Below are 15,634 nucleotides of genomic sequence, written 5' to 3'. Positions count from 1 at the left end.
ATTTTGCGCACCCTATGACTAACGTCCATATGCAAGCCAAGGCCGGCGTGTCATTCTCGCGACAACAGACTGTGGTCGACTATTCAACAGATACTTCTTCTGCAAGTTGGCGATCCGTGGGGCGGGCATATGGATGCGAACAATAGGACGGCGCGTGTCGCGGGCTTGTTGTATTTGTTGACCGTCGTCACCGGCATATTTAGTCTCATCGTCGTGCCATCGCGTGTTGATGCGCATGGTGATGCAGCCATGGCGGTTACCAACATCGTCTCGAATGAGCTGATTTTCCGTCTTGGTATTGCCTCCGGTGCGCTAGGCTACGTCGCCTTTCTGATATTGCCTTTAGCGCTCTACAAGTTGCTCAGCTCGGTTAACAGAGACATGGCTGTGCTCATGGTGGCTTTGGCTGTGGCTTGTGTGCCCATTTACTTCGTCGCGCTGGCGAATCAGATGGATATTCTTTCGCTCGTGGATGGCGACAAATACAAGCAGCTTTTTACCCCGGACCAGCTGCGCGAAAGAGTCATGTTGTTGATGGATGCGTACAACCATAAGGTTTTCGTATCCGAGATATTTTGGGGACTTTGGTTACTTCCTTTCGGCTATCTGGTGTTCAAGTCGGGATTTCTTCCGAAAGTCCTTGGCATTCTGTTGATGATGGGATGCTTCAGCTATCTGATCAGCTACTTCGCGCAAATAGTTTTTCCGCACGCCACGATACCGAGCTTCGTCATGCTGCCGGCCACATTTGGTGAAATCGGAATCTGCTTGTGGCTTCTGATCGTTGGGGTGAGAAAACCAAAACATGCCGTTGGCTGAGTACATGGGAAGCAACAACTAATAAGAAGCAAGCAAAGGGTCAGAGTACTTTTTCTGAAGTGCCGCCAGGGGAAGGGTTGGATCACCAGTAGGTATCTCTTTCCTCTGTGTTGAAAAACAAGGCCGCTTTTTTCAAATCGTCAAGGAAGCCAAATGCTCAGAAGATTATTTGTCGCATTGTTTTTGTTCCTGCCGCTTGCTGTCTTCGCCGGTGAAAAGGGACAGGATCATCCGCTCGTACCGCGGCTCCCCGGTTTCACGATTTATGAGTACTACGTACACGACTACGACGTGTTTGACGAAAAGCTGGCACGCCAAGGGCAGCCCGATCTGCCGTTTCACGCGGAGGGAAAAATCACCTACATCCGCTACTACCGAGCTAATCCGGAAATTGCACCGATGGAGGTCGTGGCCAACTATGTCACTGCTTTGAAGGGCATCGGCGCCGTTGAGCTCAATCAATCGGACAGCGTGCTGGCCTCCCGCGTATTGAAGCTGACGCGTCCCGAAGGCGATATTTACGTTTCGGTAGAACCCGAAGGCAACCACGCGCACTATTATTCGCTGACCTTTATCGAGCCACAGGTGCGTCAGCAACTGATCACGGCAGACGCGATGTATCAAGCGATCAACAAGGTTGGTTTCGTCGCCCTATACGTCAATTTCGATACCAATAAATCCGATATCAAGCCTGAGGGTGAGCCTGTGGTCGCGCAAATCGTGGCGCTACTCAAGGCCAATCCAGGCCTCAAGATTTCGATCGATGGCCATACCGACAACGTCGGCTCGCCCGCAGCCAATAAGGCGCTGTCTCTCCAGCGCGCCAAGGCGGTAATGCAGGCCGTGGTCAAGCAGGGTATCGACGCGTCGCGCCTGACAGCACGCGGCTTCGGGCAGGAAATGCCGATTGCCGACAATCGCCTCGAGGAAGGGCGCGCGAAGAACAGGCGTGTCGAGTTGATGAAGCAGCAGTGAGAATTGATCAAAAAGCGGTTCCAGGTTCACTTCCTGATACAGCTTGACATTAGTCGCATCGAAAGCAGCGTGCCTTGATCATGAACCGATAAAGAGGGGACTGCCATGAGTGAGTTTAGTGCTCGACATGCCATTTTGATGGGCAGCTATATCTCGTCTGTAATGCCGGCTACCGTTGTGCCAGAAGTTATCGCTCCTGATCTTTCGATGGAGGATTTGAACGTAATGGCCGATGCTCTCGTTTCCGAGGGTCTCATCGTCAAACTTCCGGGGTTGGTTTCAACGATTATTGAAGACCGAATAACCTGCCCTTACGATCTCACGGACAAAGGGAAGGGGCTGATCGGCATTGGCGCAGGGCTGCCCAAGATGGATTTCAGCCTGATCAAAATCATCGTTGCGACGGGCGGAAGTATCGTGCACAACGTTGAGACGACGACTACGTCTATAAGCGTGTCGACATTCGAGCAGAACCTTCTAAATAGAATCGAGATGTCCGATCACTCGGAACAGGAAAAGCATGAAGCCAGGTCGAAATTAAAGGAATTTCTGGCGCATCCACTTCTTAGTGCGGCACTGGAGGCTGTACTGGGCGCAACGTTGAAGGGCTAGGACGCCGAGATTTCCTTCATGAAAGACAGGGACAGGAACGATGAGTTGGGGCGATGGTTTCAGCGAATATTGCGCAACCACAAGCCGCGTCATGCTTTGGTTTTGAGGTTAACGGCTGCTCTCTTGCTGATCATTTGACTCGCTCACGTCCTGCCGTTTAGCCGTGGAGCGTAGTTCAATGTGTGGAAGCCACCATGCGCCCAATCGTTGGATGGGGCCTTCACGGGGTTGGCTTGTGAACCGGCCTAGGGCAAAGGTACGAGTTACTTCCTGCACGCGACGACTGGCTTGCCGGATGCTCGACTTCTTTCAGGAAAAGGCAGGAGGCATTTATGGCTGGTCGCTACGTATTGATCACGTTATGGATCGTGGCGCTGTTCATGCAGTCGCCGCTGCTGGCGGAAGAGTCGGCTGTTGATGCGCGGATAAAGGCCGCAGACGAAACCTACTGGCGGGCCTATAACGCATGCGATTTAAAGGCGATGGCGCCCTTGTTGACCCAAGACGTCGAGTTCTATCATGACAAGTCTGGCCTGACAGCTACGCGCACCGGTGTCGTTGATTCGATCGAACACGGCATCTGTGGTGATTCGGCGAGGAAAATTAGAAGGGAGGAGGTTCCGGAAAGCGTGCATTTCCACGCCATGGCAGGCGGCTACGAGATCGAAACAGGCATGCATCGCTTTTATGTGACGGAAACCGGCAAGCGCGAATATCTGGACGGGCAGGCCGCTTTCACCATCTTATGGAAGCAAGTGGGCGGCATGTGGCAGATGCATCGCATCCTCAGTTATGACCATGGACCTGCGCCTTATCAGCCACCGCGTCCGTCGCTGACTTTGTCGCCCAAGGAGTTGAGCGCGTTTGCCGGGCGCTACGTATCGCCTCGCGATGGCGATATTGTTGTAAGCGTCGAAGGCAGCCATCTTCGCCTCAAGGCCAGTCACGTAAGCGTTTCGCTTTATCCAAGCAGTGGCACCCATTTCTTCGCCCTGGAGCGTGACCTGCAATTCGAATTCACAGGGAACGCAACGACATTGACCGTCATCGAAAAAGGTGGGCCGGTTGCGGTGGCAACGAAGGTATTGGACGCCTCACCCTGAGCCATATTCACGTGCAGCACATAGCCAGGATGTGAATCCCCGCAATTGTGAGCGCGCTGGGATGAAAATCCCAGGCGTACCTCCACGCACAACTGCTGGGATTGTCATCCCAGCCTACGCGCTTCGCCGCCAATCAATGAACGTGCACGTGCCCCGTCAAGCTCATGATCAGGAAGAAAAGCCCAGCTGCAGCGAACAGGCCTCCGAAAACGTATAGAAACGTAATCCCGCTTACGCTTTCGGGCTCCAGTACAGCCTCGGCAGGGTTGGTCGGGTTGTAGTAAACCTGAACTGTGGAATTGTCGGGATAGCGGCTTACCACGCTTTGCGCGCGGTTGGTTGTAGAGGCGAGATCCAAAAAGGAGATTTTGGAAGACGAATAGCTCTTGCCATGCACCTTGTAACGATAGACGACATCGGCTTTATACGTCGAGGCATTGTCCGCCGTAGCTGATGTATCCGTTTGATACAGGACCGCCGAATGCGCAATTTCCCCCTCCGTCGTGGGCCAAGACAAGCTTTGCTTCGCCTTGGCCGCGGTATTTCGCCCAAAGTTGATAGCGACAACCCCAATGAAAATGAATATGAGGCTGAAAAGAGACGGAAAAAGGATATTCATTGAGGCCCCCCTGCTTGCGCATTTCTACCTGGACATCCCTAGATGCAAAGGACGCTATACAGGCCGTATTCTGCCGAAAAGGTCTGCAGATCCGATACACGGTCGCCATCGTTATGGCGATCATTTGTGTCAGCATTGTGACGCACTCTACCGCTAACGAGGTCTGGTTCCGATAGGTCGCGAACGCGAGCTTAGGCTTTTTAGGGCTGCCGGATTCATCAATCCCAGGGGTATGCAGAGCAAGAAACAGAATTGATTTGCTGGTAGTCAATTCTGTGCGGCATTATTGGAAGCTCAGGCATGATCGGGGGATTCATGTTCGGACTGTTTCGCAAAGGACGGCTGTTAGACGCCGAGTTGACCCAATGGCAGTTGGACTGCTTCGAATGGCTACTCGAACATACCGGTGGCATCGAGGCTTTCAGGCAACGCCGGCTGATCCTGCCCACGCCGCAATTCTTTCCGCATGACGGTTCGCAAGGGCACGCCTTCGCGGAAATGATCTTCCATCAGGTCAAGGTCTACGCCGGTATGGCGGATTGGCCATGCACCTTGCAGTGCCAGGAAGACGATCCGAATCCCATGGTTTCGCCGCAGGCATTCGTCAAGGATGCGCCAAGTTCGCCCGCCGGGACCTTTCGCAAATTGGAGGAAGGCGGGGCGCTGATTACCTATCACCCGCGTCAATTGCGCGATCCCATGTCGATGGTGGCTACCTTCGCTCACGAGCTTGCGCATTACCGCACAGCGGGGTCTCCCGAACCGCCGCCCGGTGGCTGGGAGGTGTGGGAGCCGGCCACCGATATTGCGGCGGTGTTCCTGGGCTTCGGCATCTTTCTCGCCAACTCCCGCTTCCAATTCGCGCAGTATTCCCAAGGGAATGTGGGTTGGCGGTGGCGGCAGCAGGGCTATATATCGGAAGCGGAGGTGTTGCACATGCATGCGATCGTGTCGATCGCGCTTGGCGTGGACCCGCAGCAGACCTTGCCGCATCTCAAGCCGGCCTTGCGCGGCATCTTCAAGCGCGTGTACAAGGACGTAGCGGGAATGCATGGGGGCATGCGGCGCCTGCAGGGGTCCGCAGCCGTTACCGCTTAGGGGTTTTCAATTGCCTGCTGTGCGCTGGCCGGCAGGCTGTCTTCACGCTGACAGGGGGAAGTATGAGCAGCAACAATCCGTATGAAACACCGCGTTCTCAGGTTGATGATCGTCCGTCGGACAGTGCCGAACTGCAGCAGATCGCTAGCGGCCAGAAGCTGATTATCTATTCGATCATCTTGAACTTTATAACCATCGCGCTCCAGCATTCATCTGGTGGGTTGGCGTTGGTAGCCAGCCTCGTAGCATTGGTGATGTCGATCATCGGTATCCTCCGCCTCTGCGGAGGCTTTGGACATTCCACCGGCACCAAGGTGCTGTTGGTGATCGGATGTTTTATTCCGCTCGTCAACTTGGTGATTCTGGTGGTGTTGAGCATGAAAGCCACCAGCCGGCTGCGTGAGGCAGGCTACAAGGTGGGCTTGCTTGGGGCGTCGCTGCCATAAGAAGTTGATCCGCTGCGCGTGCGAAGCACACGAAGATTTATTCGGAGTGCTTCGCACGACAGTGGCGTTGCATCAAACGCGGCTGGTGTATCGATGCGGCTATCGATCTGGCGGGAGGTGCAATCATTCTTGCTGCCCTGCGCGGGCTATACCACCGTAAACGGCATATCCAGCCTGTGACGATAGGCTTGATGAAAGCCTGCCGTGTGATGCAGTTGGGCGCCCTTCGCTAAATTCTCGTCAGAAATAATGCGGCCAAGAAAGAACGTGTGCGAGCCAATCACCTGGCTATGCACAATGGTCAACTCTTGAATGCGTAACGCTGCAGCCACTACTGGAATGCCAAATTTCCGCGATGGCCGAACAGGAAACGGAAGCGCATTCCAATCCATCAGCGGCTGCTTATGATGCTCGCTGAGCTTGTAAACAGTCGCTTTCATTGTCGAAGGAATGTTAGAGAGAGCAAGCTTGCGCACCTCGCGCATGGTTGGCTCTGAAACGTTGGTGCTGCGTAGCGCGAGCGAAAAAAATCCACTCCGTTCCAGCGGGCCAATCAAATCCATTGGGAACATATTTTGGTGGCCTGGCGCGCCGACAGAGACAAGGACCACCGGGCGCGGACATAGATAGGCGATCATGAGCTGCTGTGCTGTGGCAGGCTCCATATTGAGGTGATTCGACGAACGATGCTTCAGCATGCTGCGGTTCTGGAGCCACGCGTTCCATGAGCGACGCGGCCACACTAGACAGCGGTGTTCGCCAGTTGCAACGTGGTAGAGGGCGAGAGATGTCTTTTCGGTGGTGACTGACGCTGTCCGCGCCAGACGCAAAACGCCGAGTAGCTTTCCTGTGACGTTATCGCGGTATTCAAGTATGGGATGTTGGCCGGCATCAAGGCTGGTCGCAATTGTGAGTGGCTTGAGCGAAGCTACCGTGTGGTCTGCCGTGACATCTGCCGATTGGCCGTCCCAATGCAAAGTGGCGGTGACCACCCGTGATGGAGGAGCAATGGCAACCGGAGACCATTGCGGCAGTGGACGCACGAACGGCCTTAGCCAATCTTTCCACATGTCAGGTGCGCCGGAATAGCAAGAACATATAGAGCTGGGTGGCCAATCCGAAGCCACGCGGAGTGAGGCGCTCCAACCGGAAATACGGTGCCGCTGCTCGCGCCACGACACGCGGCGTAAAACGATGGATGCGGCTTTCACTTGCAATGGCGTAGTGGCCACGTCGCATAAGATTTATGAGATTCGCCCGCCACCAACCGTAACGCGCATCGCCGAGGTAATAAGGATTGAGCATGCTGGCCAGGACGAAGCCGCCCTGAGGGACCACGCGTGACAACTCTTCAAAAAGCGAAGTGTGACTTTCGAAATGATTGAGGACTGCAAAGTTCGCCGTGACTGCCTGCACCCTGCAGGCGAGATGCGATGGAATCGTGACTATGCTTTTTCGAGCAATTTCGTCACGGCAATACTCCGCCAAGTACTCGTGCATCGCCTCCGAAGGTTCATACACAAAGGTGCGGTGCCCCCTGGCGGAAAACGCTTTTGCGTCAATACCGGTGCCAGCACCAAAATCGAGCACGTCTGCTCCATCAGGAAGAAAGTCTAGCGCCATCTTCTGAAACCTGTCACGCACCACCCGATCTCGTTGCGAGCTAAGAATGAACGTGTGGTACTGCTCACCAGTATGCATGTCGTCGACTACCTTGCTGACAAATGCGTTGCCGTTTTGACGGCCGTGATCCCCCGGCATGTCTCAGGCTGCGTTATGCGTTAAGCGATCTTCCAGCGCAGGCTGAAAGGGCCTTTCGCGGGTGAGTGCTGGTTAAGTAGTGAAAGGTTGCGTGAAGCTTAGGCATTGGGCTTCTTTGTCATGTGCTGCCATAACTCTCGAGCTTGTTGAAGCAAGCTCGTCACCGACTGCTAGCGCGTAAACAACGTAAAAGGTGCGTGCCGGATAAGGGCAAATGAAGGAGATAGGGAAATCAACTGCGATAGCACTGTGTGCAGCTTGATCCAATATCCGTTGGAAGTACGGCGCCCTCACAACCAAACGAGCGAAAGTACTCACTCACCAAGATGAGTGCATCGGAGAAAAGGCTAGAGTGGGTGCAGGCGCTGCGGGGTATCGCGGCTTTCATGGTCGTGATGGTTCATAGCCGTAGTGTTCTTCTGGACACTGAGGCGGGGAAGGCGGTTGCCAACCACATACTGTTGCCGATGGGCATGGGCGTTGACCTGTTTTTCGTCATCAGTGGCTTTCTGATGGTGTTGACCACTCAGAGTTTCGATGGAACCAAAGCCTATGCTTGGAGATTCGTCGCCAAGCGCGCAGCCAGGATCTGGCCCTTGTTTGCTGTCGTGACGTTGATGGCTGTGGCCGTGGATCACCATGGCGTTCACGGCTTTACTAATCCATCCATCTTTCTTCCTTACCTGGAGGGGTTAGCTTTTATTCCGCACAACCCGGCTGCGTCAGGTATTTATTTCCAGATGGCCGTTGGCGTCGCCTGGACCTTGTGCTTTGAGTGCTATTTCTACCTGGTGTTCGCCGCTTGCATGCTCTTCGGGCGTTGGCGCTATGGGGTGATGGCGGCATGGTTTGCGTTGACCCTAATGGCGATTCCCCTCTTTCGTGGAGGTTATAACCTCGGCGTGGCATCGCAGCCACTGGTGGAATGGTCGAGATACGCGAATCTCCCCATCAATCCGATCGTGTGGGATTTCATAGTAGGCATGGCCGCGGGTTGGTTATATGGCTGTCGTTTCAGAATTAAACAGCGTGCCATCGTCTACGCCACCATAGCGTTGCTGTTCACGATGCTTTTGTTGGGATGGAATCGCGTAGGGATGGTGAACTTCTTCGGTCCGCGCGGTTGGGCAGCGCCAGTGGCCATTCTTTTCCTTGGCATGGTGATGCTTGCAAAGATCGGCGCCGCCAAGGTGCCTGCGTGGTCCGTATGGATGGGCGAGATTTCCTATTCGCTCTATCTGATCCATGTTTATGTTTTTGAAGTTTTGTACCGTATCGTTGCCCACATTCCTATGGATCACAGTACGTTTCGGATTGTGCTTTTTGTCGCACGTCCTATTGCTGCTGTGATCTGTGCTTGGGTAACTTTTCGTTACGTTGAAGTTCCGCTTTCTAGATGGGTACGTAAGTTGTTGCTTCAGATGCGGCTGCCTTCTTGGCTAAACATAAAGGCTGCAACTCGTGAGTCCCGCAGCCACGAAGTGACCGGACCATGAAGCTGATATCGAATCATCGGAATAAGCACTGCTACGGCATGCATGGCAATGCGCAGCCTGAATAAATCGTCGCCCCGGCGAAAGCCGGGGTCCAGTGACTTCTTAGATGCTTAAAGACGCTGGATCCCGGCTTTCGCCGGGACGACGAATCCGGAATTGATTAGAGCTTCTTCTCTATGGGCCACTGATTAAACGCAAACACATACATCATGATGATGTTGACTAGCGGTACGAAGATCAGCAATGACCACGCGCCGTTGTAGCCGGCTTTGGAGACGATCTTCCAGGCGGGAATCACGGCCAGGATGGCAGCGACCAGACCAAAGAACGGATGCGGATGCATAAACCCCTCGCTTCCCCGGTTCCTCCCCATTGGAGTGGGCCAAGCTTACTCCGAGCAGGCGCAAGGTGCCGATGCCTGGATCGTGCCGAAATTCGCATCGAACTTGCCCAGCTTCCTCGAGACGGCACGTGTCATCTTGCATGACGCTTACCGCGCACATTGCGTTGCAGAGCTTGAAGCAAGCTGGGGAGTGCCGCCGACAATGGCGATAGCTGGGGAATGCCTGTAACAGCAAATCACGCGCGCCGGTTATGGCGCGCGGTCGTGCACTGCTCCTATGAGTGCAGCTTCATCGTTGACCTGATGTTTTTTTGGAGGCGATCAGCGGCTTGCATCCATAGGCAATGAAAACCTGCCGGGTCGTTCCGTAGGGAGCGGCCCGGTTTACGACTGCTGGTCGCTCAAGCGCACATCAGGCCGCGTGTTCGGCCGGCCAGGACGGTGCCTTCATCTTGGTTGCTTCGGATGGTTTGGCGGCTTGCCGTCGCAGCCATTCGTCCTGGATACGCTCGGTGACCAGGCACGGTTCGCCCATGCGGCACTGGGAGCAGGATTGGTTATGCAGCATCAGTGCTGCAACGACGGATGATGTAGTCATGATGGAACCCCCCAAGGCTCCGCATCGATTGAAGCCCTGAGAATCCTATCGACCGGCGCTGGGTTTCCTTGAATCGGATCAGGAAGCTCTGGCGGCCGCCATGAGTATCCATTGCGAGGGCGGCGAAATGCCGTAGCTGACCAGCACTTCGTAGATCCGCTCGGTGACCCAGTCATAGAGATCGAGCGATACCCGGTCCCGAATGGCATCGGCGCGCTCCAGAAACTCGATCCAGAACTCGGTGCCGTGGTTGTCCTGCAGCAGGCGCGGCATGGCGCCCTGCAAATCCGCAAGCCGTTGCTCGATTTCTTGGAGGGTCATGGGCACAGCCGTCACCGCGTCAGGTAGCCAGGTCATCGGCCGATGCGAGACGGCCTTGATGTGAGACGTTTGGTGGGGCGGATTTTGAAATGGGGTGGGGGCGGGTGTGCCGTGGGAGAAGCATGGAGCAAGCCCCTCCCCCTGCTTGCAGGGGGAGGTTGGGAGGGGGTGAACACTTGTGGGAAAGTTTCCGGCTAGTACTCACCCCACCCCAACCCTCCCCTGCAAGCAGGGGAGGGAGCCGATTCCGGCATGAATGGAGATACCCGTACGGCGGAGGCTTTTTTTAAGGCACCTTATCAGTGCCCCGCCTCGTGCGCCCCGACCGCATCCATCACCCTGGCCGAGTACACCAGCGCGGCGCCCGCATTAAGGGCAATAGCCACGCCCAGTGCCTCGGCGATCTCCTCATGGGTGGCGCCGTGCTTCAGCGCTTCACCGGTGTGCACGGTGATGCAGCCGTCGCAGCGGGTGGTGACGGCGACAGCCAAGGCAATCAGTTCGCGGGTCTTGGCATCCAGGTGGCCGGTTTTCTGGCCGGCCTTGGACAGGGTCTGATAGCCGGCGACGGTGTCGGGGCTGAGTTTGCCGATCTCGCCGATGCGGCCCAGCAGTTGCTTGCGGTAATCGAGCCAATCCAACATGGGAAGTTCCTCATTGTGGGCAAGGGTGGCGGGGCAGGGCGCCCGGCTGCGCTGCCCATCATGCGCGCGTTAGTGATTGCCTGCATGGGCCGCCATCAACCCTTGGGCGTATGCTCCGCGGGCTTCACGGACGGATGCGGTGCCGCCGCAGGCACGACGGCTACTGCGCTCATTTCAAGCATCACGTCCTTGCGGAACAAGCCTTTCACTTCCACCAGGGTTGCCGTGGGCAAAGGGCCGGTCATGTATTCGTTGCGGATCTTCCGGTACGTGTCGACCTGCGACATGTCCGTTACGTAGGTAGTCATCTGCACTACATCGGAAAAATTCGCGCCGCCGGCTGCCAGTGCGGCTTTGAGGTTTTCGAAGGTCTGCCGCACTTGTGCCGCGAAATCGCCGACGCCAACGAGCTGGCCATGCTGATCGAGCGGCACCTGTCCGGCGATGTATACCGTGCGTCCGCCGTCGACGGTGATCACGTGGGTATAGCCATGCGGCGCGCTCAGCGTGGAAGGATTGATGCGCTGCACATTGGCGGTTTGCTCAGCGGCAAACGACGCACCGGTCAGCAGAACAAGCGTTGATGCAAGGAAGATCGATTTCATCGGCAGCATTCCTGATGAGAGGGGATGTTCGACAAGTCGCTTCGGGGCGATGACGCGCGTCGAATCATACGCCGGAGAAAGTTGCACGCGTCTTCGCAGCCCATCCCCGTCGACCGGGCACACACGCGCCACTCATCGGTGTCGTTGAATTTCTTTTTCGACGTTCTCTTGCGCGACGTGGGTGATTTAGGAGTGCCGTGTTTCCAGTCTCGCGTGGCGCCATTCGATCAGCCGCCGCACCTGCTCACTGAGCGCATCCACGTTGAACGGCTTGGACAGCAGCGCCATGCCTGCGGGCAGGCTAAGGGACGAATGAGCGGCGCTGGGATCGTAGCCGGTCATTAGCAGTACCGGTACGTTTGGTTGCCTGCTGCGCACGGTTTCGGCAAGGCTGCGCCCATTGACGCCGGGAAGGCCTACGTCGGTGATGATCAGATCGAACGGTTTGCCCGCCAGCGCGATCGATATGCCTTCCAATCCGTCGGATGCCTGCATCACCACGTAACCGAGTTTACCGAGCACCTCGGTGATAGCGTCGCGTACTGCGCCCTGATCTTCCACCAGCAGAATGTGCTCGCCGCGCGCGGCGGGGCGCTCCACATTGGCTACCGGCTCCACCGCGGGCTGCACCGGACCCACGTAACGCGGCAGCAGCAGGGTGATGCGCGTGCCTTCGCCCAGTTCGCTGTCGATCACGCAATGACCGCCGGATTGGCGGGTGAAGCCGTACACCATGGACAACCCTAGTCCTGTGCCCTGGCCGACCGGCTTGGTGGTGTAGAAAGGGTCGAACGCGCGCTCTTTCACGTCGGCTGGCATGCCGGCGCCGCTGTCGGCCACGGTGATCTTCACGTAGCTGCCGTCAGGATCGAGCGCGGTGAAGGCAGCGGGATCGTCGCCGTTGACGTTGGCCGCCTCGATGCGCAGGCGGCCACCGCGTGGCATAGCGTCGCGCGCATTGATCGCCAGGTTGAGAATGGCGTTCTCGAGCTGGTTCGCATCGCAGTGCGCGGGCCGCAGATCGTCCGGCAACGCTAGCTGCAGTGCGATGTGCTCGCCGATGGAATGGCGTAGCAGCTCGCTCATGCCGGCAATGAGCACCCCCACGTCCACCGCTTGTGCATCGAGCGCCTGGCGGCGCGCGAATGCCAACAGGCGATGGGTGAGCGCGGCGGCGCGCCGCACGCTACTCAGCGCGTTCTGGATGTGCTTGTCGGCCTTGGTGAACTGCTCCTTGTGGCCGATAAGTTCCACCACTTCCAGCGAGCTGGCGATGGCTTGCAGGATGTTGTTGAAGTCGTGCGCGATACCGCCGGTGAGCTGACCTAGCGCTTCCATTTTCTGCGATTGGCGCAGCTGTATTTCCATCTGGATCTTTTCGCTGAGGTCGCGCATGAAGATGTTCATCAAGGAACCGGAGGACAGTATCAGCACGCTGGCATTGAGTTCGGCGGTGAAGCGCCGCCCGGCGCGATTCACGGCCTGGAGTTGGTGCGTCTGCCTGGTCTTGTTGTTTTGCCATACGGAAGCTAGCCAGTTCGGCGCGTTTGCATCGCCGGGCGGAAAGCACAGGTTCGCCAGCGGCTTGCCGAGTACTTGCTCGCGCGACCAGCCGAACAGTTCGTGTGCCTGCGGGTTCCATTCGGTAACGCGGCCTTCCTGATCGATTTGCGCGAAGGCATCTAACGCCGAGTTCACGATGCCTCGGAAACGGCGCTCGCTTTCGAACAACGCAAGTTCGGCGTTGCGGCGCGTAGTGGCATCACGCGTGACCTTGGCGAAACCGATCAGCGTGCCGTTGTCCCACACCGGGTCGAGCACTGCGTTAGCCCAAAAACGCGTGCCATCCTTGCGCAGGCGCCAGCCTTCCGATTCATAGCGGCCTTCGCGCAGCGCCGTGGTCAGCACGAGTTGCGGAATGCCGGCAGCCTGGTCTTCCAGCGTATAGAAGCAGGAAAAGTGGCGTCCGATGATTTCCTCGGTGCGATAGCCTGTGATTTTTTCCGCACCGCTGTTCCAACTGGTGACATGGCCGGTGGTATCCAGCATGAAGATGGCGTAGTCGGTGACGCTGCGTACCAGCAGTTCGAAATCGTGCTTGGAGCGGGCGAGACTGTCGACCACTTGGGCGTGGTGCTCGGTCGACCCCGTCGGTGGCTCAGTCACTTCCTGCGCCTGTTCGAACATGGCCTGCGAGCGCTTCTGATCGGACAAATCCATCAGCACGTTGATGCCACCGATCAGTTCGCCGCTGTCATCGAACAGCGGTGTGGGATAGGGCATGAAGGGTACACGCGTACCGTCGGGGCGTTCGGCCAACCCTTCCATGCCGCGCACCGCCCGGCGTTCGCGTAAGGCGACCGCCATCGGGCACTGATCGTGCGGTAGCGGCGTGCCGTCCGGCAGGAACTGCCGCCAGGTGACGCACCACATTTCGTCCAGGCTAGGTGTGCGTCCGGCGAACTCGACCGCGGCGTGGTTGAAAAAAGTAATGCGTCCTTGTGCGTCGGTCGTGTATACCGCCACCGGAAGATTTTTCAGCAGGTTATGGCCGGTCGGCACGGCACTGACCATTGCCGCAGAGTATATTTCTTTCGGCACGTTGGACGTCCTTGACTTGAGTATCTGCGCTACTCAGGCGAAAACGATGCCCCTGGTGACGGTAAAGAAAGCGTGAAAAAACAGCCAAACTGGGCTGCGGTTTTCGATGACGATACTAGGCGCTTATTGCACGTGTGCGAAAGGCGCGAGGAATCGTTTTTCCAGCACGATACGGAGCGTGGCCGCGATGCACTGGCCGAGCTCGGCGTACGTGGCGGCGCGTGGATGACGCTCGCGCTTGGAGCATCCGGCCAGCAGGTCGGCGCCTGTATAGCCTTCGGCATCGATGCGGTGCGCGTACAGGCAGGCGCGGGGCGCATCCAGAAACGCCTGGATTTCTACCCCGATGCGGTCGGACGTCGGCGCATCGGTGGTGGGCACAATGAAGATCGCTAGTGCGCGGTTGCCGCGGCGGCGCAGATGGCGCATGGATTCCTCCAGCTCCACGATCAGGGTGTGCTCTTCCGGCAGGTCCAGGTCTCGCAGCAGCACGCCTTCGATCTCCGCAGCAGCCTTGCGCGCCTCCAGCTCGATGCGCCCCAGGAAACCCATGCGCAATTCCTGGCGGGTGTAGCGCAGCGGCATGGTCGACACCTGGGTGTCGTTCTTGCGCACAATCCAGGAGTGATTGAAACGCTCGAACGAAATCCCCGCTTCCTGGTAGCTCTGCCGGCAATTCTCGGCACTGATGCTGGCATGCGCCGCCCAGGCAGTCTTGAGGTAAGCGAGATTGGGCTGGGTGCTGATCATGCAGGGCTCCTTGGGTCGCCGCGAACTTCTTTCAGGCTATCGGCGTGCCGCGCGAAAACTTCAATTCCCTTAAATTGGCCCGATGCCTATCGTGAATGGCCCTGGCCATCAGGCATGCTACGCATGGTTCGATGTAAGGACGTACGAATGAAAACCCTTGGACTGATCGGCGGCATGAGCTGGGAATCCACCATTCCCTACTATCGGTTTATCAACGAGACCATCAAGACGCGGCTGGGCGGTCTGCATTCGGCCAGGCTCGTGCTGTACAGCGTCGACTTCGATGAGATCGCCCAAATGCAGCACGCGGGCGACTGGGATGCCGCCGGGCGCGTACTCGCCGATGCCGCGCGCCGGTTGGAAGCGGCGGGTGCGAATGCGTTGGTGATTTGCGCCAACACCATGCACAAGGTGGCGCCTGCCATTGAGGCGGCGGTGAGCATTCCGCTGCTGCACGTGGTGGATGCCGTGGCCGACGACATCCGCGCCGTCGGCTTTCACAAGGTGGGCCTGCTTGGCACGCGTTTCACCATGGAGCATCCGTTCTACGCCGATCGCCTGGCGCAGCATGGTTTGCAGACGCTGATACCGGAGCAGGCCGATCGCGACCTGGTGCATCGCGTGGTCTACGAAGAGCTGTGCCTGGGCAAGACCGTCGACGCCTCGCGCGAGGCCTACCGCCGCATCATGGCGGACCTCGTTGCGCGAGGCGCCGAAGCGATCATTCTGGGGTGCACCGAAATAAGCATGCTGGTCGGCGCGAAAGATGCGTCGGTGACATTGTTCGATACCACGGCCATTCATGCGCGCAAGGCGGCGGAGTGGGCGCTCGGTTAGTCAGTC

The 15,634-nt window shown here is 57.3% G+C and carries 18 protein-coding genes; 8 read left to right on the top strand and 10 right to left on the bottom strand.

What is annotated here, in order from left to right; translation table 11 throughout:
- The first annotated feature begins 129 nt into the window (after nucleotides 1–129).
- From ISP18_RS14240 to ISP18_RS14225, 4 genes are all read left to right on the top strand, one after another.
- Nucleotides 130–819 carry a DUF4386 domain-containing protein gene (locus ISP18_RS14240; protein WP_380013137.1) on the top strand — a complete coding sequence of 230 codons (690 nt, stop codon included), beginning with the start codon at nucleotides 130–132 and terminating at the stop codon, nucleotides 817–819.
- A 183-nt stretch (nucleotides 820–1,002) separates the two neighbouring features.
- Entirely contained in the window at nucleotides 1,003–1,794 is a 792-nt protein-coding gene (locus ISP18_RS14235; protein WP_380013134.1) for an OmpA family protein, read from the top strand.
- Nucleotides 1,795–1,899: 105 nt separating this feature from the next.
- Nucleotides 1,900–2,406, top strand: coding sequence for a hypothetical protein (locus ISP18_RS14230; RefSeq protein ID WP_380013131.1), 507 nt, complete (start codon nucleotides 1,900–1,902; stop codon nucleotides 2,404–2,406).
- Nucleotides 2,407–2,774: 368 nt separating this feature from the next.
- Nucleotides 2,775–3,509, top strand: coding sequence for a nuclear transport factor 2 family protein (locus ISP18_RS14225; RefSeq protein ID WP_404559529.1), 735 nt, complete (start codon nucleotides 2,775–2,777; stop codon nucleotides 3,507–3,509).
- A 133-nt stretch (nucleotides 3,510–3,642) separates the two neighbouring features.
- Here the strand turns inward: ISP18_RS14225 and ISP18_RS14220 are convergent, their stop codons facing one another.
- Complete coding sequence (locus ISP18_RS14220; protein WP_380013125.1) at nucleotides 3,643–4,128, bottom strand: DUF3592 domain-containing protein; 486 nt, start codon at nucleotides 4,126–4,128, stop codon at nucleotides 3,643–3,645.
- Nucleotides 4,129–4,443: 315 nt separating this feature from the next.
- On the opposite strand from ISP18_RS14220, the gene ISP18_RS14215 reads away from it, so the two are divergent.
- On the top strand, nucleotides 4,444–5,226 hold the full coding sequence (locus ISP18_RS14215; RefSeq protein ID WP_404559528.1) for a hypothetical protein: 783 nt from the start codon (nucleotides 4,444–4,446) through the stop codon (nucleotides 5,224–5,226).
- A gap of 62 nt (nucleotides 5,227–5,288) precedes the next feature.
- A complete protein-coding gene (locus tag ISP18_RS14210) occupies nucleotides 5,289–5,672 on the top strand; it encodes a hypothetical protein (protein ID WP_380013119.1) in 384 nt (127 codons plus the stop codon).
- A 146-nt stretch (nucleotides 5,673–5,818) separates the two neighbouring features.
- Here ISP18_RS14210 and ISP18_RS14205 read toward each other — a convergent pair whose 3' ends face one another.
- Nucleotides 5,819–6,742, bottom strand: a complete 924-nt coding sequence (locus tag ISP18_RS14205; protein ID WP_380013117.1) for a hypothetical protein — start codon at nucleotides 6,740–6,742, stop codon at nucleotides 5,819–5,821.
- A 1-nt stretch (nucleotide 6,743) separates the two neighbouring features.
- Complete coding sequence (locus ISP18_RS14200; protein ID WP_380013114.1) at nucleotides 6,744–7,433, bottom strand: class I SAM-dependent methyltransferase; 690 nt, start codon at nucleotides 7,431–7,433, stop codon at nucleotides 6,744–6,746.
- A gap of 326 nt (nucleotides 7,434–7,759) precedes the next feature.
- On the opposite strand from ISP18_RS14200, the gene ISP18_RS14195 reads away from it, so the two are divergent.
- Nucleotides 7,760–8,929 carry an acyltransferase family protein gene (locus tag ISP18_RS14195; RefSeq protein ID WP_380013111.1) on the top strand — a complete coding sequence of 390 codons (1,170 nt, stop codon included), beginning with the start codon at nucleotides 7,760–7,762 and terminating at the stop codon, nucleotides 8,927–8,929.
- A 160-nt stretch (nucleotides 8,930–9,089) separates the two neighbouring features.
- On the opposite strand, the gene ISP18_RS14190 is transcribed toward ISP18_RS14195, so the two are convergent.
- The 7 genes from ISP18_RS14190 to ISP18_RS14160 all read right to left on the bottom strand — a co-directional run bounded on the left by ISP18_RS14190 (nucleotide 9,090) and on the right by ISP18_RS14160 (nucleotide 14,791).
- A complete protein-coding gene (locus tag ISP18_RS14190; protein WP_380013108.1) occupies nucleotides 9,090–9,272 on the bottom strand; it encodes a DUF805 domain-containing protein in 183 nt (60 codons plus the stop codon).
- A 412-nt stretch (nucleotides 9,273–9,684) separates the two neighbouring features.
- Complete coding sequence (locus tag ISP18_RS14185) at nucleotides 9,685–9,870, bottom strand: hypothetical protein (protein WP_380013105.1); 186 nt, start codon at nucleotides 9,868–9,870, stop codon at nucleotides 9,685–9,687.
- A 78-nt stretch (nucleotides 9,871–9,948) separates the two neighbouring features.
- The gene (locus ISP18_RS14180; RefSeq protein WP_380013102.1) at nucleotides 9,949–10,191 is read right to left on the bottom strand and encodes a hypothetical protein; all 243 of its coding nucleotides are present in this window, start codon (nucleotides 10,189–10,191) and stop codon (nucleotides 9,949–9,951) included.
- A gap of 299 nt (nucleotides 10,192–10,490) precedes the next feature.
- Nucleotides 10,491–10,835 carry a carboxymuconolactone decarboxylase family protein gene (locus tag ISP18_RS14175; RefSeq protein WP_380013099.1) on the bottom strand — a complete coding sequence of 115 codons (345 nt, stop codon included), beginning with the start codon at nucleotides 10,833–10,835 and terminating at the stop codon, nucleotides 10,491–10,493.
- A gap of 95 nt (nucleotides 10,836–10,930) precedes the next feature.
- Nucleotides 10,931–11,440, bottom strand: a complete 510-nt coding sequence (locus ISP18_RS14170) for a RidA family protein (RefSeq protein ID WP_380013096.1) — start codon at nucleotides 11,438–11,440, stop codon at nucleotides 10,931–10,933.
- A gap of 186 nt (nucleotides 11,441–11,626) precedes the next feature.
- A complete protein-coding gene (locus ISP18_RS14165) occupies nucleotides 11,627–14,041 on the bottom strand; it encodes a hybrid sensor histidine kinase/response regulator (RefSeq protein ID WP_380013093.1) in 2,415 nt (804 codons plus the stop codon).
- 123 nt (nucleotides 14,042–14,164) lie between these two features.
- Nucleotides 14,165–14,791, bottom strand: coding sequence for a hypothetical protein (locus ISP18_RS14160; protein WP_380013090.1), 627 nt, complete (start codon nucleotides 14,789–14,791; stop codon nucleotides 14,165–14,167).
- Between the two features lie 147 nt (nucleotides 14,792–14,938).
- On the opposite strand from ISP18_RS14160, the gene ISP18_RS14155 reads away from it, so the two are divergent.
- On the top strand, nucleotides 14,939–15,628 hold the full coding sequence (locus ISP18_RS14155; protein ID WP_380013087.1) for an aspartate/glutamate racemase family protein: 690 nt from the start codon (nucleotides 14,939–14,941) through the stop codon (nucleotides 15,626–15,628).
- The last annotated feature ends 6 nt before the right edge of the window (nucleotides 15,629–15,634 follow it).

It is taken from the genome of Dyella humi (assembly GCF_044904605.1).
GTDB classification, from domain to species: Bacteria; Pseudomonadota; Gammaproteobacteria; order Xanthomonadales; family Rhodanobacteraceae; genus Dyella_B; species Dyella_B humi.
This window is presented reverse-complemented; position numbering and strand designations above follow the sequence as displayed.